This is a genomic window from Carnobacterium sp. 1290_CSPC, from assembly GCF_001053265.1.
In the GTDB taxonomy this organism is placed as follows: Bacteria; Bacillota; Bacilli; order Lactobacillales; family Aerococcaceae; genus Aerococcus; species Aerococcus urinaeequi.
In genome coordinates, this window is the sequence record NZ_JVVG01000076.1 from 22,899 (window position 1) to 46,026 (window position 23,128).

The window sequence follows — 23,128 nt, forward strand, 5'->3', positions numbered from 1 at the left end:
GTCAACATAGTGTTTTTCTATTTTATTCTATTTTTTCAACAATGGTTTTAAGTATTTACCTGTGTATGAGCCTTTCACTTTAGCAACCTCTTCAGGTGTACCAGAAGCAACGATTTTACCACCTTGAGCACCACCTTCAGGGCCAATATCCACAATATAGTCTGCTGTTTTAATCACATCTAAATTGTGTTCAATCACGACAATGGTGTTACCAGCATCTACTAAACGTTGTAAAACACCAATTAATCGCTTGATATCTTCTGTATGTAGACCAGTAGTTGGTTCATCTAAAACATATAAGGTGTTCCCAGTTGCTACACGTTGTAACTCAGAGGCCAATTTCATCCGTTGGGCTTCCCCACCTGATAGGGTTGGCGCTGGTTGACCTAATGTGACATAACCAAGACCTACATCGACGATCGCTTGTAATTTACGGCGAATTTTTGGTACTGCCGTAAAGAATTCTAAAGCTTCTTCAATACGCATGTCTAAAACTTCCGCGATATTTTTACCTTTATATTTTACTTGTAAAGTTTCTGAATTATAACGGGTACCATGACAAACTTCACATGGTACATATACATCAGGTAAGAAATGCATTTCTACCTTCAAAATCCCGTCACCCTTACACGCTTCACAACGGCCACCTTTAACATTAAATGAGAAACGCCCTTTTCCATAACCACGTAGTTTAGCCTCATTGGTTTGTGCAAAAAGATCACGAATATCATCAAACACAGATGTGTATGTTGCCGGGTTAGAGCGTGGCGTACGCCCGATTGGACTTTGGTCAATATCAATAACCTTATCTAATGATTCATAGCCAGAAATTTCATCTACTTTACCATGAGGCATCTTTGCTCTATTTAGTTCACGTATCAGATACTTTTTCATGACCTCATTAACTAATGAGGATTTACCTGATCCAGAAACACCTGTAATCACATTTAGACGGCCAATTGGAATATCCACATCAACATTTTTCAAGTTGTTTTCACTAGCGCCCTTAATAAGAATAGTCCCTCTATCCTCTTTACGTCTTTTTTCTGGCAAATCAATTTTACGGGCACCTTTTAGGTATTGCCCTGTAATAGAGTCTTTATTATTTGCCACTTCATCTGGTGTACCTGCAGCTACAATTTCGCCACCATATTCACCAGCACCAGGTCCCATGTCAATTAGATAATCTGCTTCACGCATGGTTTCTTCATCATGTTCAACGACAATCAAGGTGTTTCCTAAATCACGCATACGTTTCAATGATTTAATCAGACGGTCATTGTCTCTTTGGTGTAATCCAATTGAAGGTTCATCCAAGACATACATGATTCCAGAAAGGTTTGATCCAATTTGAGTAGCTAGACGAATACGTTGTGCTTCCCCACCTGATAAAGTACCTGCAGAACGGTCTAAAGTTAGGTAGTTTAAGCCCACTTCTTCTAGGAAGTTTAACCGTGAGGCAATTTCACGCATGATTGGTTGAGCAATCGTCGTATTTTGTTCAGATAAATCTAACCCCTCAAAAAATTCAATGGTATCCACAATCGCTTTATGGGTTACTTCAGCAATATCTTGACCACCAATTTTTACTGACAAAGCTTGACGGTTTAAACGTTTACCATGACATACAGGACATTCTAATTCGGTCATATATTGACCCATAGCTTCTCGCATAGCCTTAGATTGACTAGATTGGTAACGACGACGGACATTTGGAATAACCCCTTCAAATACCCGCATTTTATCTTGAACAGATCCGAATTCATTTTGATAATAGAAATGGAATTCTTCTTCGCCAGACCCATATAAAATCAGGTCTTGTTGTTCTTGTGTAAGTTCTTTAAAAGGTACATCCATTGGCACCTCAAAGGCAGTAGCTGCTTGTTCCAACATGGTTGGGTAGAAAGCAGAACCTTTTGAATCCCAAGGTACGATAGCCCCTTCTTTTAATGTTTTATTTTTATCTGGCACAATTAAATTAGGATCAGCTTCAATTTTTGAACCTAAACCAGTACACTCCTCACATGCTCCATAAGGCGCATTAAATGAGAATAGACGGGGTTCTAATTCACCTACTGTAAATCCACAGTGGGGACATGAATAATGCTCTGAAAAGAGAATTTCGTCACCATCAATCAAATCACAGACTGCATAGCCATCAGCTAATCTAAGAGCCGCTTCTAAAGAGTCAGCTAAACGCCCTCTAATATCTTCTTTAATCACTAAACGGTCTATTACAATATCAATTTGATGTTTTTTATTCTTATCTAATTCAGGTACATCATCGATGTCATAGATTTCGCCATCAATACGCACACGGACATATCCCTGTTTACGGATGCCGTCGATGATCTTTTTATGTTGACCTTTTTTACCATAAACAACTGGAGATAGAATTTGCACTTTAGTCCGTTCAGGCAAACTTAAAATCCGGTCTAACATTTGGTCTAAAGATTCACTCGTAATTTCGGTACCATCATTTGGGCAGATTGGTTGGCCAACCCGGGCATATAATAAACGAAGATAATCGTTCACCTCAGTAATCGTTCCTACTGTTGAACGTGGGTTTCTTGAGGTAGTCTTCTGGTCGATTGAGATAGCTGGACTTAACCCTTCAATAGAATCTACATCTGGTTTCTCTGTATTACCCAAGAATTGTCGTGCAAAGGCCGATAAACTTTCTACATAACGTCTTTGTCCTTCTGCATATAAGGTATCGAAGGCTAAAGTACTCTTCCCAGATCCTGATAAACCAGTTACAACGACCATTTGATCGCGGGGAATATCAATATCAATATTTTTTAGATTATGGGAACGAGCGCCCCTTACTTTAATTAAATCTCTCAATCATGCCACTCCTTATCGTTATACCTCATTACTAAACCTCGTTTAAAGTTCAGCAATCAATGATTATACCTTATCACTTATATCTATTTGTCTATTATGCCATAGTTCGCATTTGTTGCGAATAATTTGTCTCAAATACTCTTCTATTTTAACACAAACGTATGTTCGTTGCATAATATTCAACTTAATATATCAGCAAAAATATTCTATTTGTAGCGAACCAAGCCTCACCGAAAAGCCCCTACCCTCCACTAGCTACCTGATTTGCGCATAAAGAAAAACCACCGACAAATGCCAGTGGCTTGAAAAGGTTATTGGTTTGGAATATGGATTAACCAAAACGTCCAGCAACATAATCTGCTGTTTGTGTATTGGTTGGGTTGTTAAAGATTTGGTCTGTTTCACCAAATTCAATAATGTGAGATCTACCTGGACCAGTTTCTGGGTCTGCGTAGAAGAATCCTGTATAGTCAGAAACACGCGCAGCTTGTTGCATGTTATGGGTAACAATTGCGATGGTGTAGTCGTCACGTAATTGTTGTACTAACTCTTCAACTTTTAGCGTTGAAATTGGGTCTAAAGCTGAAGTTGGCTCATCCATTAATAATACGTCAGGTTTAACTGCTAAGGCACGCGCGATACAAACACGTTGTTGTTGCCCCCCAGAAATAGCCATACCGTTTTTGTTTAAGTCATCTTTTACCTCATCCCAGATTGCAGCACCACGTAATGAAGTTTCAACAATTTCATCTAATTCATTCTTTTCACGGATACCATGAGTGCGCGGTCCGTAAGCAACATTGTCATAGATTGACATTGGGAATGGGTTTGGTTGTTGGAAAACCATACCAACATTTTTACGTAACGTATTTAAGTTCATGTCACGGTCAAAGATACTTTTACCGTCTAATGTAATTTTACCTTCAATACGGCAACCTTCAACAAGGTCATTCATACGATTTAATGTTTTCAAGAAAGTAGATTTACCTGATCCAGAAGGACCAATTAATGCTGTTACTTGTTTTTCATAAATTGGCATGTTGATACCTTCTAAGGCTTTAAAGTTACCATAGTAAAGGTCCATGTTTTCTGCTTGCATTTTAATTTTAAGATTGTTGTTTTCAACCATGATTAGTTTTGTCCTCCTTTTGTAAATCGTTGTGATAACCATGTAGATAAGCCGTTGATTACTAATACAACTAATAATAGTATTACACCAGTAGCATTCGCTTGATCACGGTGCAAACCTTCACTTGATAATACATACATATGGAGAGACAATGTACGACCAGAAGAGAAGATTGAATTAGGTAGTGATGTTGATGTACCTAATGTATACATCAAGGCTGCTGTCTCACCAACGATACGTCCGATAGCAAGGATGATACCTGACAAGATACCTGGCATAGCAATTGGCAATACGATTCTAAAGATAGTACGTAATTTACCAGCACCTAAACCGAAACTTGCTTGACGTAAATTGTCTTTAACTGACATTAAGGCTTCTTCAGTATTACGGATAATCAATGGTAATACCATAATTGCTGAAGTAAGAATACCTGAAATTAATGAATATTGGAATCCTGCTGCAGTTACAAAGGCTAGCATACCGAATAAACCAAATACGATAGACGGCACACCTGTTAAGGTATCAGTCGCAATACGGATACCTTCAACCCATTTGTTATTTTTACCAGCATACTCTACTAGGTAGAAACCAGCAAATACACCAAATGGAATAGCAAGAAGTAATGAGCCACCAATTAAGTAGATTGTTGTGATAATTGAAGGCATCATTGAAACGTTATCTGTTGAGTACTTCCATGAGAATAAGTCAGCTGTTAAGTGAGGGACACCTGAAACTAATACATAACCGATGATCCATACTAAGGCAGCAAATGTAACTGCTGCAAAGAAATATGTAAAGCCACGTAATACCTTAGACATTAGTTATTTACCCCCGTTCTCTTAACATAGGCGAAGATACCATTTATAATCAAAATAATAACAAATAACACCGCACCTGTTGCAATTAAGGCACTTTGGTGGGTACCAGTTGCATAAGCCATCTCTAAGATGATATTAGCAGTCATTGTACGTGCACCTTGGAATAAGCCACGTGGGAAAATTGCTTGGTTCCCTGCAACCATGATAACTGCCATTGTTTCACCGACAGCTCGACCAATACCTAATATGATAGAAGAAAAAATCCCTGATCTAGCAGCCGGCATCATGATAACATAAGATGTTCTATCATGATCAGCTCCTAATCCAACTGACGCATTATAGTAAGTTTTTGGTACTGCACGTAACGAAGACTCAGACATGGTAATAATAGTAGGTAAAATCATAATTGCTAAAATAATACCTGCTGCCATGATACTCATACCATTTGATGCAATTCCTAAAGATCTTGAAAAAGTTCGAATTCCTGGAACCAATACTTGTAAACCGAAATAACCAAATACAATAGAAGGAATACCAGACATTAAGTTCATCGCTGGTTTCAAAACTTTATGTAATTTGGGAGGGCAATAAAATGCCATAAACATCGCAGTAAATACACCTGTTGGTACGCCCAACACGAATGCGATTAAGGTTACGTATAGTGAACCTATTAACATTGGTGCTAACCCAAAAATTTCTTGAGCTGGTTGCCATTTGCTACCAAATAAGAATTGACCAAAGCCATAATCAGCCATAAAAGGTAATCCTCTTGCAAATATAAAGTAACAAATTGCTAACAAGGCAAGAATTGAAGTGAAAGCAGCTAACATGAAAACGTACTTCATTACTGTTTCCAACATATTATTTTGTTTCATATGTTCTCCTTATTAAATTCAAATTCACTATAAAAATGTGTCCAAGGGAAATTATAACTTATCTATCCGGTTTTAAAAACCCATAAATTCACAATTGGTTATTCGACCTCTGAATAATTTAAAATACCCTCAAAATATAAAAGGAGTTGCTACTATATAGGAGTAGCAACTCTAATAAGATAAACCCTTAGTTGTTACTTAACCAGTCAGAATTATTGAGCAGTGTCTTCCCAGTTAGTAGTTTCGCCAGTAAAGATACTTGCGACTGTAGCTAAGCTTAAGTCAGAAACGCCATTCTCAGGGTTGACGATTACCGCAACACCATCAACAGCAATTGCTTCTGCAGTTACATCAGTTTCATCGTCCGCTAATGCACGAGAAGCCATACCTAAGTCAGCAGTACCGTCAGCAGCAGCTGTAACACCAGCAGATGAACCGTTAGAAGTGATGTTTACTTGCACGCCAGAGTTTAACTCTTGGTAAGCTTCTGCTAATTTTTCCATTACTGGAGAAACTGAAGTTGAACCAACAACGTTGATTGAACCTGATTGAGAACCATCACCTTCATATGGTGCAGCTTCTGCCTTAGCTTGTACGTAACCTTCTTCTAAAACGATTGCTTGACCCTCTTCAGAGAAGATGAAGTCGTGGAAGTCAGCTACAACGCCTTCTAATTCACCTTGGTATACAATGTTGAATGGACGAGAAATGGCGTAATCACCAGATGCAACGTTTTCTTCAGTAGCTTCTACACCGTCAACAGCTAGAGCTTTAACTGTGTCGTTTAAAGAACCTAAAGAGATGTAACCAATAGCATTTGGATCGTCGGCAACAGCAGTAATTACTTGGTCTGTACCATTCATGATGGTAGCTGCAGCAGTAGTGTTATCAATATCATCAGCCATAACACCTGTAGCCTCTACAAAGGCATCACGCGTTCCAGAACCTTCTTCACGAGAAATTACTGAAATAGGACCAGTAATTGCTGCCGCTTCTGTTGTCGAATCAGAACTAGTATCCGTTGAGTCATTACTAGAGTCACTGTTTCCACATGCAGCTAAAGCAGCTGAAGCACCTAACGCTAAAACTAATTTTGAAAGCTTGCTAAAAGTCATTTATACTTTCCACCTTTTCTTTTTCTTAATCCATATAACCATATTCCAAACGATTACAAGGTTATTATATAAGATGATTGTAAATATCTAAGTGGATAAAATGTAAATTACCGCCAGTTATGTAAATATATTGTAAAGTTTGTGTAAATTTCATTGGTAAATTCTCATTTATCTTCCCTCATCGGCTAAATTTACTATTCGTTTATTCTTCTTCAATTTCATCTTCTTCATCTAATTCTAGCGGTTCTAGCTTAGGAATATAGACCGTAAAACTTGTTCCCCTTCCAAATACACTATCTACTTCAATCCTACCACCCATATGTTCTAGTATATTACGAACGATGGATAAACCTAGCCCTGTACCACCAGATGCAGTTGACCGGTCTTTACTTACCCGGTAGAATCGTTCAAATATTCGTGAAAGGTCCTCTTGTGGTATGCCGATACCATTATCTGAAATTTTAAATTGAATCATATTTTCCTCTTCAGAAATGAATACCTTAACAAACCCATAAGGATTATTATAAATAATGGCATTATGAATTAGGTTGGTAAGAACCTGTAAAATCCTACCTCGATCTCCTCTAAAAGAAATATCTAGTTGGGAGCCATCATCTTTAACCAAATCAATATGTTTATCTTGTGCCCGTCCTCTTAGGTGTTGAAATACGTCTTCTACAAGCTCGTCCGCCTCTAACAATTCACTAGTATGTTGTACTTGATCCTGTTCAATTTTAGCCAGATCTAAAATATCCTTAATTAAAGAACCGAGTCGATTACTTTCCTTTTGCATAATTTTAACGAATTCCACAGCTGTATCGTGATCCTCAATGGCGCCATCTAATAAGGCTTCAGTAAATCCTTGTAAGGCAGTGACTGGTGTTTTAAGCTCATGAGATGCGTTAGAAATAAAATCGCTACGAACTTTTTCCAAATGACGAATACTAGTAATATCATAGATTAAAAGAATAATTTGTTCTGAATCATTTGGATTTGTTAGTTCTTCATTGGTTTCAGTATCGAAGTAAGCATCCATTTCTTCATAGCTTAAATGAATAATATTCACATCCAAAATAACTTCTCTTGGATAATATAAATAGATTTCTTCATTAATCTTCTCTTTAGTTTTAGAAGCTTGGTTTAGCATTTGAACCAAACGATAACTTTGTAAAACTTCTTCAAAACGACGACCTTCTATCTGCTCCTCTAGCCCTAGAATTTCATAGATAGCTGGGTTAGCTAAACGCACAATATGGTCTTTATCTACCATCACAACACCTAACATCATGGCATCTACCAATTTGTTCATTCGTTGTGTTTGATTTGTAATTTGAAATTCTTGAAGAGCCAGCTCATTGGATAGATCATTAATATTTTCACCAATTTCATCAAATTCTTCAATGTCTACGGGTGTATATTTTGTCGCATAATCATTATTTGCTATATGATTTAATTGGCGATTAATGGCCAAAATAGGCAGGTGTATTCTGCGGTTAAAGTGTACAAAAAAGCCCACCAGTAAAATAACCGCACCAAGAGCCATCACCACAGCGATATAGATAATGTTTTCTTCAACTGGACGATTAAGAGGAAAATTTCTCAATACTTGAATATACCCAAGTACATCTCCTTTTGAGTTCGAAATTCGTTCAGAGTAAGAGTAAATAATCGTATTCTTTTCTGTTTCTTCCTGTCTAAATCTATTATCCATATTATCTTCATAGTTTCTAAATGCTAAATCATTTGATAGTTGCTCATTACCAACTGTGTATATACGATTGCCATCCGCATCATAAATTAAGATTCGATCATTTAAATTAATCATGGGTTGGATAGTCCGTTTAACAGACCGGAATTCAAGCGTATTGTCTGTTATATCAGTCACTTCTAAAGATCTGAAACTTGGTCGAATAGTTGAAACTACATTTACCAACGTATTTTGCACTTCTTCGTTAACAGTATCAGAAACAAAGCGGTTTACCGTGAAAGCAAATATCACACTATATAAAATAAACAACAGCGCAAACACTGTTGTTATACTTCGAATCAATTTTTGCATTAATGAGGCACCTCAAATTTATATCCAAAGCCACGTACTGTAATAATATACTCAGGATTTTTGGTATCTAATTCGATTTTTTCACGTAAGTGGCTCACATGAACATCAACTATACGCGTTTCTCCGGCATAATCAAACCGCCATAACTTTTGTAATAATTGTTCACGTGATAATGTACGATTCACACGACGAGCCATATAAGTTAATAACTCGAACTCTTTAGGCGTCATTTCAATCGATTCCCCGCGCACGTATACAACATAATCATTTACATGGATTTCAATATCACCTGCTTTAATGATTTCGACATCTTCATCTTTAAAATTACCCACCGAATCTTTCGTCAAGGTAATTTTGTGTTTATCTTCGGTGGCATTTTCTTCACCAATTAGAGCTTCAGGAGCACTATATGATGCACGGCGTAAGATTGCTTTCATCCGTGCTAATACCTCACGTGGGCTAAATGGTTTAGTCATATAATCATCCGCACCCAACTCCAACCCAATGATTTTTTCTAATTCGTCATCTTTTGCAGTTAACATTAGAATAGGTGTGTTTATCTTATTTTGGCGTAAGTTTTTACAAACGTCCATCCCATCCATTTTGGGTAGCATTAAGTCAAGAATAATAAAGTCTAATTGATGATTCATCGCCAATTCTAATCCTGCTTGGCCATCTTCTGCTTGGATAACTTCATAGCCTTCTTTTTCTAAACTATATTTTAATAATGTTAATATCGATTGCTCATCATCCACTATCAATACTTTTTTCATATATTTCCTCCACACACAACTTTGGGAACGTGATTACACCCAACATCAACCAACTACCCTAGGTCTCAGATACAAGCTATATTTTATTTATTATTATATACCGTTTAATTTGTCATTTAAATCCGCCGAGACACAATCGATTACCACTATGCCTCTTCATCACTCAATTGCGCTTTTAAATATGCGTCAATAAATCCATCTAAATCGCCATCCATCACCGCTTGCACATTAGCAGTTTCATGGTCAGTTCGGTGGTCTTTTACCATATTATATGGATGGAAAACATAAGAACGAATTTGTGAACCCCAGGCAATTTCTGATTTTTCACCACGAATTTCATCTAATTCTTTAGCATTCTTTTCAGCTAGTAAATGCGCTAATTTAGCTTGTAACATCTTCATAGCCGTATCCCTATTTTGGAATTGAGACCTTTGACCTTGCGAAGCCACAACAATACCTGTTGGCACGTGAGTTAACCGGACTGCTGAAGATGTTTTATTGATATGCTGCCCTCCAGCACCTGATGCGCGGAATACGTCCATTTCAATGTCTGATTCATCAATTTCAATTTCCGTATTTTGGTCTAACACTGGCATAATCTCCACTGAAGCAAAGGATGTATGCCGACGCTTATTAGAGTCAAATGGTGAAATACGCACCAAACGGTGGATACCATCTTCTGATTTTAAGAATCCATAAGCATTCAAACCTTTAATTTCTAGTGTCACAGATTTAATCCCAGCTTCATCGCCATTTTGGAAGTCTAGTGTGGTTACTTGATAGTCGTGTTGGTCTGCCCACCGTTGGTACATTCTAAGTAGCATAGAAGCCCAGTCTTGGGACTCAGTACCACCAGCACCTGGATGAATCTCTAATAAGGCATCGTTATGGTCATACTCACCACTTAGTAAAATATTGCGCTCATAGGCGCTAATTTTAGCTTGAAAAGCTTGTATTCGATTAACTAATTCCTTAGATAAATCGGGGTCTGGTTCTTCTTTAACCATTTCGTTTAAAAGTGTCAATTCTTCATATTCATCCGCTAGATTATTGAATTCATCATAGACCTTTTTCAAGGCGTTATTCGCATCAATTACTGATTGTGCTTTTTCTGAATCATCCCAGAAACCTGGTTGAACCATATCAGCTTCATACTCAGCTAAATCTGCTTCCATTTTCTCTAAGTCAAAGAGACCCCCTGAAGCTGTCAATTTGGGTTTTATTTTGCTCTAGTAAGTTATTAATCTCATATTGTTCCATCTTATATCGCTCCTAATAAAAACACGGGACCAACATGCATGATGATGTTACTCGGTCAATGCCTTGTTCGTCCCGATGTTCATAATATGCTCTTATTTAGCTTGTTTACGTTCTAAGTTTTGACGAATTTCTGATTGCATGAACATGCGTGTTGCATCATATTCAATACCGGCAATCATTTCGTTGAAACGGTCAAATCCTTCAGATTGGTATTCTACCAATGGGTTATTTTGCGCGTAAGCACGTAGTCCAACCCCTTGACGTAATTGGTCCATAGCGTCAATATGGTCAGTCCAACGAGAGTCAACTGCACGCAGGATAACCACTTTTTCAAATTCTAGGGCCATATCTTTGTTATTGATTGAATCAATTTTTTGGTTGAAACGGTCAGCTGCTTTATCTGTAATAAAGGCAATGATTTCTTTTTGGTTTTTACCCTCTAAATTATCGATATCCACCTGTGTATTACGGTATAAGGTTGTTTCGGCAAAATCAGCCAGCGCTTCTAAATTCCAATCAGCACGGTCACCAGCAGTGTATAGTTCCACTTGGCGTTTAATGGTCCGCTCAATCATTGGCCACATCACGTCATCCAATGACTCTTCAGCTGAAATCACTTCGAAACGTTGTGCGTAGATGACATCACGTTGTTGACGCATCACTTCATCGTATTCCAGGACGTTTTTACGGGTATCGTAGTTATTCCCTTCAACACGAATTTGTGCACCTTCAACCTGTTTAGTAATCATACGAGACTCAATCACCATATCTGGATCATCTTGATCAAGATTTAAGCTTTCCCATAGTTGTTGGATACGCTCTGACCCAAAACGGCGCATGACGTCATCTTCAAGTGACAAGTAGAAACGTGAGTAACCTGGGTCTCCTTGACGTCCAGCACGCCCACGTAGCTGGTTATCAATACGGCGTGATTCGTGACGTTCAGTACCAATTACAGCTAAGCCACCAAGTTCTTTTACTTCAGGGCTCAATTTAATATCTGTACCTCGCCCCGCCATGTTCGTCGCAATCGTCACGGCGCCCTTTTGACCTGCATCAGCAACAATTTGCGCTTCACGTTCATGATTTTTAGCGTTCAACACATTATGGCGAATACCTAATTGCGTTAAGGCATCTGATAACATTTCAGAAGTTTCAACCGCTACAGTACCTACTAAAACTGGTTGTCCAGCTTGGTGGCGAGTAGCGATATCCTTTACAACCGCGTTAAATTTAGATTTTAAATTAGGGTATAAGATATCTGATTTATCTTCACGAATAACTGGTTTATTGGTTGGAATTTGAATAACGTTCATATTATAAATTTCACGGAATTCTTCTTCTTCAGTTTTAGCTGTACCTGTCATACCAGATAATTTTTCATACATTCTAAAGTAATTTTGGAAGGTAATTGTCGCCATTGTTTTTGATTCATTTTGAATTTCAACATTTTCTTTGGCTTCAATACCTTGGTGTAACCCGTCAGAAAAACGACGCCCTTCCATGATACGGCCTGTGAAACCATCAACAATTTTAACTTGACCATCAACTACAACGTAGTCAATATTTAAGATCATGATGTAGTTAGCACGCAAAGCTGTATCAATATGGTGGATTAAACGGCCATTTTCCATGTCGTATAAGTTTTTTACATGGAAGACATCTTCGGCTTTTTCAATACCTGCTTCAGTAAGGGCTATTGTTTTAGAAGAAACATCAATAACATAGTCTTCCTCTTCTTTTAAACTTTTAGCAAAATAATCTGCGCGTTGATAAAGTGCTGTTGATTGCTCTGCTTGGTTGGAAATAATCAACGGCGTACGCGCCTCATCGATTAAGATTGAATCCACTTCATCGACAACCGCAAAGTATAAAGGACGTTGCACCATTTGGCGTTTGTACACGACCATGTTGTCACGCAAGTAGTCAAATCCAAGCTCGTTATTTGTTGAATAAGTAATATCCGCTGCATATGCTTCACGCTTTTCGTCGTTGTTCATACCAGCTTTATTCAAGCCCACTGTTAAGCCTAAGAAAGTATATAACTCACCCATTTGCGCTGAGTCACGGCTTGCCAAGTAGTCATTGACTGTCACGACGTGAACGCCTTTACCAGCTAAGGCATTCAGGTACACTGGCATTGTTGCTGTTAAAGTTTTACCTTCACCAGTTTTCATCTCTGCTATGTTTCCGTAGTGTAAAGCCAAACCACCCATAATTTGTACATGGTAAGGGAATAATCCAAGGACACGGCGTGCACCTTCTCTTACTGTAGCAAAAGCTTCCACTAAAATATCTTCCAAGTCTTCACCTAATTGTAGCCGTTCTTGGAATGACTTAGTCATATCTTTTAATTGGTCATCTGTGTAATTTGCAAAACGATCCTCTAATGCTTCAACTTGTTTTGCAGTTTTATCAAATTTTTTCAAATCTTTTCTTTGGTTATCAAAAACCTTTTTTAAAACATTTGCCATTATTTTCTCCTTTGGTTCAGAAACTTGTATAAATCTTGGGCTAATGTGTCCAGCGGTATCGCGCTACCCACTATCCCCAATATATTTATCGTCCATTATATGATAGCATTAAAAATTTGTCATTAAAACAAGAAACGGACAGCCTTAGCAGAAATTACAAGATTTCTACAAAATATGCTAGAAAAATAGTTAAATGCATTAAAAAGCTCCAGCATACACCGGAGCTTGTTGTTTTATAAGATTTTTCTGTTTGATTATGCTTCTTCTAAGTCATCTTCAATGGCAATTAAACCATAAGATCCTTTACGACGAGCATATACCAAGGCACCTTTACCAGTTTCAGCATCTTCAAAGATGAAGAAGTTGTGACCTAGCATTTCCATTTGTAATACTGCTTCTTCTGCAGTCATCGGCTTCACAGATAAGGTTTTACGACGCACAATCTTAATTGGGTCATGCCCTTCTTCAGCCTCTTGCTCAACGCGGTCAGCTTGCACTTGTGTCTCCACAGCGCCTGGTAAACCAGCACTTACACGAGGTTTACGATTCATTTTTGTTTTGTATTTACGTACTTGACGTTCTAACTTATCAACCACAAGGTCAATAGAACCGTACAAGTCTTGAGATGTTTCTTCAGCACGTAAAGTCAAACCACCCGTTAAAGGAATAGTAACCTCTGCCTTAGCATCCTTGTTCGGATAAACTTTCGCATTTACATATGCAGTAGCATCTGGTGAATCAGTGAAATACCGTTCAATCTTAGAGATTTTCTTTTCAGCATACTCTCTGATTGCTGGAGTGATTTCAATATTCTCACCGCGGACGTTGTATGTAAACATAATCTTTCATCCTTTCTACCAGTAATAAATTACTGGTGAAGCTCCTATAGCTTCTTTATTAGTACTTTTATTATAATGGAAACCGCTTACCGATACAAATAATCTACTCCCAAAAATGCATATTATCTTGCAAGGGTTAATCCGCTTATTTGACTGAAGCCAGCTAATTCAAGTGCTTTATAGGCTGAGAACATTGTGGTGCCCGTAGTATAGACATCATCAAATAAAACAATAGGTCGACGTTGGTCTAATGGTCTTATTGCTGGATTAATCCTAATTTTATTAAGGTCTCGTAACCGATTCTGTCGATTTTTATAAGCTTGCTTCCCCTTATTCCCCTCACTTATCAGTAAATCCTTATAAGGAATACGTGCAGCTTCTAATAATAAGGCTGTTTGATTGAAACCTCTATTCGCTACTTTCTCACTAGAGGAAGGCATAGGGACCCAAATCGCATTCTGATCTTTTCGATAAGCAGATCTTATTTCATGAGCAAAAAGAAAACGGCCCCGTATATCTCCCTGCCCTTTTAAAACGACTAACCAATCTTTAAATATTCTATTATATTGGTAGAATGATTGATTCTTAAAATGCCAATTGTGGTACCTATGCCAACTTTGACAATCACTGCAAAATCCATCTGCGTTCACTTCAACTACCATTTCTTCCACAACGGGCCGCCCACATTGTTTACAGGTATTTTTAATAGGAATAGTTTTTAATCCGCTTAAACATTCTTGGCAAAAAAGAGCTGGTTGAATCCGACCTAAAGACAAGATATCCGATAAGGTTAAGTGAATATCTAAGATATTTTGACATATTAAACAAGCTGACGCTGTATCAGTAGTTGTGCTTTCATCATTCATCAAAATCTTAAATAGATTAGTCATCAATTAAACCTCGTTTTCTTGCTTGCTCATTCATCGTTTTAATTTGCCGAATTGCGGCATTTGATGCTTTCGTTTTCCCGTAATGGAGAAAGTACACATCTCCAGAAGGCCATTTAGGCTTTCTACCTACTCGCCCAGATATTTGCACAAGCGCCGCTGTGGTAAAAGTTTGGTCTTCGCTCCCCAATACAATGACATCAATATTCGCGAAAGTGACCCCACGTTCTAAAATGGTTGTTGAAAACAGAAAATCATAGTGTCCATCTCGCATATTTTGCACTTTACTAATTCGATCAGGGTCTTTAGAAGAGACAGATTCAAATCGGTAGTCAGCAAACGCTTGTTGACACAATTTAACAAAGGTCAACATCCGGTCGATATGCGGCATAAAAATTAAGACTCGTCGTCCCCTTTTTAATAGTTGGTTTAATAAGCGTTTAAAGACAATTGGCACCTTACCTGCCTGAATGAGGCTTTGCCAATCCCCTACCCATCGGTGGACCGGAACTGGTAGTCGGTGTCGATGGTAACGTGCCGGGAGAATAGACACGGGCATTTTCCCCTCTTTGATTTGTTTTTCATGGCTGGGATTGGGTGTTGCTGTCAGTAAAACCTGTGCACCAGTCTCTTTTACAGCACGAACAGAAGCAAAATATAACATTGGGTCACCGTCATAAGGGAAAGCGTCAATTTCATCAATAATCAGCAAATCAAAAGCTGCTTTAAACCGAATTAACTGGTGGGTAGACCCAATTGTAAAAGCCGCACCACTATATGATTCTTCAGATTGGCCGTGAAGTAATTGAATAGTTACTTCGGGAAAAGCTGCTTTAAACCTAGGTGCCAATTCATTAGCAACATCAATCCGTGGTGTTGCTAGTGCAACTTTTCCTCCAGCCATCAGCGCTTGATTAACCGCCTCAAAGACCATTTCGGTTTTACCCGCACCAGTAACTGCCCAAACTAAACGTTGACCACCAGTTTGGTAGCTTTGACAAATCTCTTCAGAAGCTTGAGCCTGTTGTTCAGATAAGGTCCCATTCCACGCCAGATAAGATTGGTTTCTTTTCCAGTAATGTGCTGTTGCTGTTTCTTCTAGGTGATAGAGCTTGTCGCAGGTTCGCAACTTACCAAAGTTAAGACAATGCAAACAGTAAAGACATTCTATTAAGTCACATTGACAGATATTTTGATGAAAGTTTGTACGGTTACCACAACGAAGACAAGTTAACCGTGAACCGCTTTTCTCTATGGCAGGGAAAATCTGTAGTCCGGGAATTTCTAGTGAGGCCATGGACTCATCGGTCTGGCCTATTTCCTTGGCGGTGACGAGTCGACCTCTTAGTAAGTTGCTGACTGCTTCCATCCCTATCCCCCCTCTTATGAAGTTTATACGGGAAAAATCTCAAAATGCGCCAAAAAAAGAGACCAGGAAATTTCCTGATCTCAAAAAGTATATAAATAAGTGCAATTCAATTAAATTTAAGTTTTGAACCTACTTGATATCAGTATTTTGCCACCAAGCTAAAGCATAGGCAGCTGGCCCAAGATGTGTCCCTATAACAGGGCCCACTAACGTTCGTTGCATATCTAAGTCTGGGTGATTTTCAGTCATATAAGCCACCAAAATTTGAACTTGCGGGGTATCATCTTCCCCGACAATGGCCACTCTTAAATGGGGATTTGCTTGATAAGCCTGTTCAAATAAATCAAGCATCCGTTTCACAGTCTTTTTATGGGTACGAACTTTTTCAAAAACTTCAATTTTCCCCTGTTCAAAATGCAAGATTGGTTTTACTTGTAATAGGTTACCAATTCCAGCTGCACTAGCAGAGATACGGCCACCTTTAGCTAAGTGTCCTAAATCTTCCACTGAGAAATATGCGTCAGCAGTTAGCTTCAAGGCGTCTAGCTTCGGCAGAATGTCCATCAATCCTAGACCTTGTTCCCGCAACTTAACGGCTTCTTGAACGAATAACCCTTGACCAATCAAAGAAATATCGGAATTATAAACTTCAATCCGAACATTTTTTTCTTCAGCAACTTCGCTTGCAATCATACTAAAGGTTTGGAAGGCACCAGAAATACCTTTTGATAGGGTCACAACCAAAATTTCATCATATGTCTCAGCAAGTCCTTCAAAGGCTTCTGTGACAAGGCCTGGCGCAGGTTGCGAACTTGTTGGGATCTCATCTAAGGCCGCCATTTTGGCATAAAATTCATCAATCGTGATGTCGATATTGTCACGGTAAGATCCGTCTGAAAATGTGATTGTTAATGGTAGAACTGTAATATCGTGACGACTAACGAATTCGTCTGAAAGATAGGCAGTACTATCCGTTACAATGGCAAGTGACATATAATTTTCTCCTCTAATCCCTGTACTTTACAGATTGCCACTTGAAAAATGATCAACTGACAATAACTTCAGTGCCATTTTATCAAACATCTGGATAAAATTCGACAAGTTTATCTAGTAAAGCGCTTCAACTTTGTGAAATATACACAAAAGACAGGCAAATAGCTAAAAATAATAAAATATGCTACTCTCAAAGGAAAGAAATGATTAACAAGGAGGCAAGTCAAATGATTGAATACCGGACTGTAGTTGCAGGCGGCGGTAGCCACGAAATTGAAGTGAAAGGGTCCAGATTTATTTGCCATGCACAACGAGTCTTCAATGAAGATGAAGCCAACGCTTTTATCCAAAAAATTCGTAAAGAACACTATAAAGCCGCTCACAATTGTGTAGCCTTTCAAATTGGCGAAAAAAATGAGATTCAACGAGCGCTAGATGATGGCGAACCCTCTGGAACAGCGGGCGTCCCTATGCTAGAAGTTTTAAAACAGCGGAATTTACAAAATATTATCGTAATTGTTACCCGCTATTTCGGTGGTACTAAACTAGGTGCTGGTGGGCTCGTTCGTGCTTACTCATCCGCAGTGTCTGAAGGATTAGAAGCCATTGGTCAAGTAGAACGTAAGCTGCAAACCCAATTAGACATCAAAGTTGCTTACCCATTAACTGGTCAATTAGAACATTGGATTGCTGAATCACCCTACAACTTATTAGATACAACTTACCTAGCTGACGTAACTTATCATTTAGGTGTCCCGTCTGATTTAGTAGATCAAGTTCAAGCCGACATAGTTAATCTAACAAGTGACCAAGCTGAATTTGCTATTGGGCAACAAATCTATGTAGACATCCCAATTAGTTATTAATTTATTTATCAACTATAAGCAGTTCCACTAGCATAATTTTGCCTTGCATTTTTAAGATGATTGGAGGACAATATATTTGTAAACCCTTACAGATGGAGGCTATATTATGGAAATTGAAAAACAAGTTGCAGACAAATATTTGAAGACTTATATGGTTGAAAAAGATCCAGGTTCAGCATCTTTAATTGCTTTCCCCACTTCAACTGAAGAAGTGGTCGCATTTATTAAAGATGCCAACGCAAGAAAGCAACCCACGATTACTATCGGTCGTCAAACTGGATTAACGAGCGCAACTTATCCTATCAATAATGCTTGGTTACTAAGCCTAGAGAAAATGAATAACATTATTTCATTAGATGAGCAAACGCTGACTTTAACAGTTCAAGCAGGTGTAACCTTATTTCAAATCCGCGATTATCTAGCGAATACGCCTTATTTCTATGCCCCTGACCCTGGTAATAAAAATGCATCAGTGGGTGGGAATGCATCTACAAATGCTGGTGGGATGCGAGCGATTAAATATGGTGTGACCCGTGACAATATCCGTGGTTATGATGTGGTATTAGCTAATGGAGAATTGATTCACGTTGGCTCTTTAAATAAAAAAGATGCAACAGCTTATGATTTGAAAGACCTATTTATCGGTGCTGAAGGTACACTCGGGGTAATCACAGAGTTACAATTGAAATTAACACCACGTCCAGCTTTTGAGAAATCTGTTATTCTCGGTTTTAGTTCTTTAGACGGTGTGTCAGATGCTATTTTTGAAGTTGTGAAGTCACCTGTTCAACCAATTGCTTTAGAACTATTAGAAGAATCAGGTATTCACTATTCTGAACAATTTATCAACAAGAAAATGCCTGAAGTTCACGGCGAAGCTTTCTTATTGGCAACTGTAGCAGACAATGCGGCAGACGGTTTAGCCTTCCAACTTGAAGCTATCCAAGCCCTAGGAAAAAAAGCTGGTGCAATTGAAGCACGCGAACTTTCTGACGATGAAGCCAGCGAAATGTGGACCATCCGCGATAATGTCTTGAACGGTATCGTTTCTAAAGGTGACTGGAAAATGTATGACCCGGTTGTTCCTAACCACTTGTTTACAGACTTAGTTAAAGAAGGTAAACGCTTAGGAGATAAATATAATGTCCAAACTGGATTCTTCGGTCACGCAGGAGATGGCAATATTCATATTTGTATCTTACGCGGTGATCAAGATGATGAAACTTGGGAACAAATTAAACACGACTATGAAAATGATTTATTCCCATATGTTGCTGAACAAGGTGGCTTATTATCCGCAGAACACGGTATTGGTTTAGAGAAAAAAGCTTATCTACCTTACTTCAAAGACGAAGCATATATGGCAGTATTGAAGTCCATCAAACAAGCCATGGATCCAAATAACATCTTGAACCCAGGAAAAATGTTTGACTAAAAAGGATGTGAGCACCGACGCTCAGCTCAATAACGATGGAAGACTATAGCCGTATGACACGCTGTGTGAGGCAATATAGTCAGAAGCGGGCACCTGTCTGCCCTGGCGAGCTCGCCTTAAGCGCAATGTTAGTGGGTCAGCCTTTGGCATATTATATAAAATATTAGTAGTATTCAAATCAATTCAATATACATTGGGTTTAAGTGTATTTGAATCCTAAAAAAAGAAACGCCCTACAATTATGTGTAAGGCGTTTTTTAGTATTCAATTGTATTTTACTCATGCTCTGAATAGTAATTTCCGTTTGGATAAATGATAAATGTATCTACTGTGCCACTACCACCATTTTCTTGTAATTCTTTTGATGCAAGCGTAATTTCGATACTCCCATCATCCCTAGTTTTAGAAACTTGTACAGTAATATCATCGTTAAACCCTTCTTGCTCTTTTATGAATTCAAAGGCAGTTTCTTCAGTAAAAGGTTCAATGACTTTTTGCTGGTCTTCTCTTTCTTGGCTGAGTTCTTCAGTAAATGTTTGTGTATAGATATCATAGGTCCATTGAATATCTGGCTCATCTTTTTCATAAGATTCAAAATAAGTGTCAATCTTTATAGTGTCATCTTCACCTTTAAAGAAGTAATAATCTTGTCCACCACGACCTTGATTTTCAAATGAAAGCATCAATGAATCTGGTTCATCTTGCTCAATTGCGAAATAATCGCGACTATAAAATTCAGAATTCAAGCCACTAGTTTCTCCATTAGATGTTGCCTTCAATCCTTCTTCGTATATTTCAATTGCGGTATCCATAGACATGAATGATTCTTTTTTCGAAATATCAATTACATTAATTAATTGACTCACGATTTGGCTATCTCCTGGTTCAAGATAAACAGCTTCTGTATTTTCTTCAATATTTTCATATTTTGAAAATTTTTGAGATTCTGCGTGATCAAAAATATATGGAATTGGATAAATATGAATGTAACCCGACCCTTTATCTCGAACGCTATACACAACATGGCCATCGGTTTCTTGCGGTCCTTGTATTTCGATTATATCTTCATCGTAGGTACCGTAATTTACGTTATCCGGATTGATTAATGAACCCTTAGGTATCAAAGTTACTTTCAAATTTGAAACATCCATATTCTTGCCCTCATTTAACCATACTCTGGCATACTCAATTTCTTCATCGGAAAATTCAGCTAGACTTTGATCACTATCACTTTCACTACTTTCCGCTATCGGAACTTCAGCAGATTGCGTATTATTAGATTCAACATTGCTAGATTGACTTGATTGGGTAGTTTTATTGCTCTCTATTAGTCCACAAGATGCTAAAAAACTCATTGAAAATAGAATAGCCATCATTTTAAATTTGCCCATATGTGTTAGCACGACCTTTCAAAATATCCGTATCAAGTTAACGAAAACAACTATATATTATATTGTATAATAAAGGTTCCCAAAAAGAAAATGCCCTACAATTTTGTGTAAGGCGTTTTTTATTGAATATAATGATTTAACTCAGTTGACTAAAGACGTTTTCAATAGTGTCTTCAAATACTAAGGTATCGTGATATGGAATTTGAAGTGGTGATTTGTTTACTACAGTTAGATATTGTCCTCGGAAGTAGTTTAAGAATCCAGCTGCTGGATAAACGACTAGACTTGTTCCCAAGATAACTAATAAATCTGCTTGGCGAATCTTATCCACTGCCCCGTTCACTACGTCTTGGTCTAATTGTTCTTGATACAATACAATATTAGGTCTAACAATGCCTTGATCAATTGGGCAGCGCGGAATACCATCCTGGTCTAATTGAAGTTCTTCTAACTTATAATGGCGGCCACATGAGACGCAGTAGTTATCTAAGGTGCTGCCATGTAATTCATAAACCGCTGATGAACCAGCTTTTTGGTGCAGACCGTCAATATTTTGCGTAACCACAGAAACATCTTTACCAGACCCTTCTAAGCTAGCGATAAATTCGTGCCCTATATTAGGCGTAGCTTCTGGATAAACTAATTTATCAAAGTGATAGGCAAAGTATTCCTTCGGGTATTGTGTAAAGAAATGATGTGAAACGACTTCTTCTGGGCTATAAGTCCCTCCTAAGTTTTCCATGAAAAGGCCATTCGCTGACCGGAAATCAGGAATACCAGAGGCTGTAGACATGCCCGCTCCTGTAAAAAAGACAATACGTTGACTATCCTGAATTTGTTGTTTAAATTGCTGGATTTTATCTTCCATGCTAGTCCTCCTTTATATAATTCTTTACCTATTCTAACATGACCAAATTTTTCATGCGGAATATCGAACATTGAAGCCATGAGCAATCTAATTGCTTATGAATTTGGTTTTATCTAATATAAAAACTGACACTATAAAAAGGAGAACACTATGCAAATTGAATTTTTTCACGATGTAATTTGCTCATTTTGTTTCCCCATGTCTAATCGCATGCGGAAAATCGTTAGTAAATATAATAACATCGACGTAGTCCACCGTTCTTTCGCTTTAGGTTGGGAACCAGATCACTTTATCCAAATGTTTGGGTCACGTGAAGCCGTTAAACCTGAAGTGTTAACTCACTGGGAACAAGCTAATCAAAATGATGATGACCACCGCTTTAACATAGAGGGAATGCGTGAAACCGACTTTAACTTCCCAACTTCAAAAAGTGGTTTAAAAGCAGCAAAAGCCGCTGGTATTATAGGCGGGCAAGATGCTTACTGGGATGCTTTTGATGCTATCCAAAATGCACTATTCGTTGAAAATAAAAATATTGAAGAATTTGAAATTTTAAAAGCTGCTATAGCGACTACTCATATCGATCTTGACCAATGGGTAGCACAATATAAAAAAGCCGAAACAGAAGAAGCTGTTTTACAAGATTTAGCAGTCAGTCAAGCTTATGGCATTCAAGGGGCGCCAGCTTTAGTGGTCAACCAAAAATATTTAATTTCTGGCGCACAACCAACTGAAGACATTGAAAACCAACTAAAACAAATCGCTGAAGAAGAAGGTCAACCACTCATACCAAAACTACAAACACTTGGTGGTACTGGGATGGCTTGTAATTTCGTAGATGGCCAATGGTTTTGTGACTAAACTTTCTTTCAATGAGATGCAGTATGAGATTAGCAGAATATGCTTAGGGAAAGTTTTAGCAAAAAAATATGAGTCCTAGATAGGTATTTTTAAACATTTCACCATAACAGCGGTAATTCTTAGAACAGTATAAAATGAATCTAACAATTTCACCCGTGAAAAAATAATAGAAAAATAGCCTTTGTGAACAGTAAAATCACAGAGGCTATTTTCTATATATAAGTTAATGCCTTTTAGTCTTTTGACTCGGCTCTTACACCCTATAAAGT

The 23,128-nt window shown here is 38.0% G+C and carries 18 protein-coding genes; 3 read left to right on the forward strand and 15 right to left on the reverse strand.

The genetic code is table 11. The annotated features are described in order from the left end of the window. Positions 1–27 precede the first annotated feature (27 nt). From uvrA to AC973_RS07010, 13 genes are all read right to left on the reverse strand, one after another. Positions 28–2,847 carry an excinuclease ABC subunit UvrA gene (uvrA, locus tag AC973_RS06950; protein ID WP_048729067.1) on the reverse strand — a complete coding sequence of 940 codons (2,820 nt, stop codon included), beginning with the start codon at positions 2,845–2,847 and terminating at the stop codon, positions 28–30. A gap of 331 nt (positions 2,848–3,178) precedes the next feature. Further along, positions 3,179–3,946 (reverse strand): phosphate ABC transporter ATP-binding protein PstB, encoded by a 768-nt coding sequence (pstB, locus tag AC973_RS06955; protein WP_048729160.1) that lies wholly within the window; start codon positions 3,944–3,946, stop codon positions 3,179–3,181. A gap of 32 nt (positions 3,947–3,978) precedes the next feature. Further along, the gene (pstA, locus tag AC973_RS06960; protein WP_048729069.1) at positions 3,979–4,794 is read right to left on the reverse strand and encodes a phosphate ABC transporter permease PstA; all 816 of its coding nucleotides are present in this window, start codon (positions 4,792–4,794) and stop codon (positions 3,979–3,981) included. Then, a complete protein-coding gene (gene pstC, locus AC973_RS06965; RefSeq protein ID WP_048729071.1) occupies positions 4,794–5,669 on the reverse strand; it encodes a phosphate ABC transporter permease subunit PstC in 876 nt (291 codons plus the stop codon). Before pstC ends, pstA begins: the two co-directional genes overlap by 1 nt. A gap of 212 nt (positions 5,670–5,881) precedes the next feature. Next, positions 5,882–6,784 carry a substrate-binding domain-containing protein gene (locus AC973_RS06970; protein ID WP_048729073.1) on the reverse strand — a complete coding sequence of 301 codons (903 nt, stop codon included), beginning with the start codon at positions 6,782–6,784 and terminating at the stop codon, positions 5,882–5,884. A gap of 202 nt (positions 6,785–6,986) precedes the next feature. Beyond that, entirely contained in the window at positions 6,987–8,843 is a 1,857-nt protein-coding gene (locus AC973_RS06975; protein WP_048729075.1) for a sensor histidine kinase, read from the reverse strand. Then, positions 8,843–9,616, reverse strand: a complete 774-nt coding sequence (locus tag AC973_RS06980; protein ID WP_048729077.1) for a response regulator transcription factor — start codon at positions 9,614–9,616, stop codon at positions 8,843–8,845. The genes AC973_RS06975 and AC973_RS06980 overlap by 1 nt, the downstream gene beginning before the upstream one ends. A 146-nt stretch (positions 9,617–9,762) precedes the next feature. After that, a protein-coding gene (gene prfB, locus AC973_RS06985; protein ID WP_107309492.1) for a peptide chain release factor 2 occupies positions 9,763–10,876 on the reverse strand; the annotation gives its coding sequence in 2 pieces (ribosomal slippage) (positions 9,763–10,803 and positions 10,805–10,876; 1,113 coding nt in all). Positions 10,877–10,968: 92 nt separating this feature from the next. Next, the gene (gene secA / locus AC973_RS06990) at positions 10,969–13,350 is read right to left on the reverse strand and encodes a preprotein translocase subunit SecA (RefSeq protein ID WP_048729078.1); all 2,382 of its coding nucleotides are present in this window, start codon (positions 13,348–13,350) and stop codon (positions 10,969–10,971) included. Positions 13,351–13,604: 254 nt separating this feature from the next. Continuing rightward, on the reverse strand, positions 13,605–14,189 hold the full coding sequence (hpf, locus tag AC973_RS06995; protein ID WP_048729080.1) for a ribosome hibernation-promoting factor, HPF/YfiA family: 585 nt from the start codon (positions 14,187–14,189) through the stop codon (positions 13,605–13,607). Between the two features lie 122 nt (positions 14,190–14,311). Further along, on the reverse strand, positions 14,312–15,079 hold the full coding sequence (locus AC973_RS07000) for a ComF family protein (RefSeq protein WP_048729081.1): 768 nt from the start codon (positions 15,077–15,079) through the stop codon (positions 14,312–14,314). Next, positions 15,072–16,205, reverse strand: coding sequence for a DEAD/DEAH box helicase (locus AC973_RS07005; RefSeq protein WP_225968953.1), 1,134 nt, complete (start codon positions 16,203–16,205; stop codon positions 15,072–15,074). Before AC973_RS07005 ends, AC973_RS07000 begins: the two co-directional genes overlap by 8 nt. Positions 16,206–16,574: 369 nt before the next feature. Then, positions 16,575–17,438 (reverse strand): DegV family protein, encoded by an 864-nt coding sequence (locus AC973_RS07010; RefSeq protein WP_048729085.1) that lies wholly within the window; start codon positions 17,436–17,438, stop codon positions 16,575–16,577. A gap of 227 nt (positions 17,439–17,665) precedes the next feature. On the opposite strand from AC973_RS07010, the gene AC973_RS07015 reads away from it, so the two are divergent. Next, complete coding sequence (locus tag AC973_RS07015; protein WP_048729086.1) at positions 17,666–18,304, forward strand: YigZ family protein; 639 nt, start codon at positions 17,666–17,668, stop codon at positions 18,302–18,304. A 106-nt stretch (positions 18,305–18,410) separates the two neighbouring features. After that, positions 18,411–19,739 carry an FAD-binding oxidoreductase gene (locus AC973_RS07020; RefSeq protein ID WP_048729088.1) on the forward strand — a complete coding sequence of 443 codons (1,329 nt, stop codon included), beginning with the start codon at positions 18,411–18,413 and terminating at the stop codon, positions 19,737–19,739. Positions 19,740–20,014: 275 nt separating this feature from the next. Here the strand turns inward: AC973_RS07020 and AC973_RS07025 are convergent, their stop codons facing one another. Both AC973_RS07025 and AC973_RS07030 read right to left on the reverse strand, forming a co-directional pair. Further along, complete coding sequence (locus tag AC973_RS07025; protein ID WP_048729091.1) at positions 20,015–21,130, reverse strand: hypothetical protein; 1,116 nt, start codon at positions 21,128–21,130, stop codon at positions 20,015–20,017. Between the two features lie 136 nt (positions 21,131–21,266). Then, entirely contained in the window at positions 21,267–21,998 is a 732-nt protein-coding gene (locus AC973_RS07030) for an NAD-dependent protein deacylase (RefSeq protein ID WP_048729093.1), read from the reverse strand. A 150-nt stretch (positions 21,999–22,148) separates the two neighbouring features. Between AC973_RS07030 and AC973_RS07035 the strand changes: the two genes are divergently transcribed. Beyond that, positions 22,149–22,859, forward strand: coding sequence for a DsbA family oxidoreductase (locus tag AC973_RS07035; RefSeq protein ID WP_048729095.1), 711 nt, complete (start codon positions 22,149–22,151; stop codon positions 22,857–22,859). The last annotated feature ends 269 nt before the right edge of the window (positions 22,860–23,128 follow it).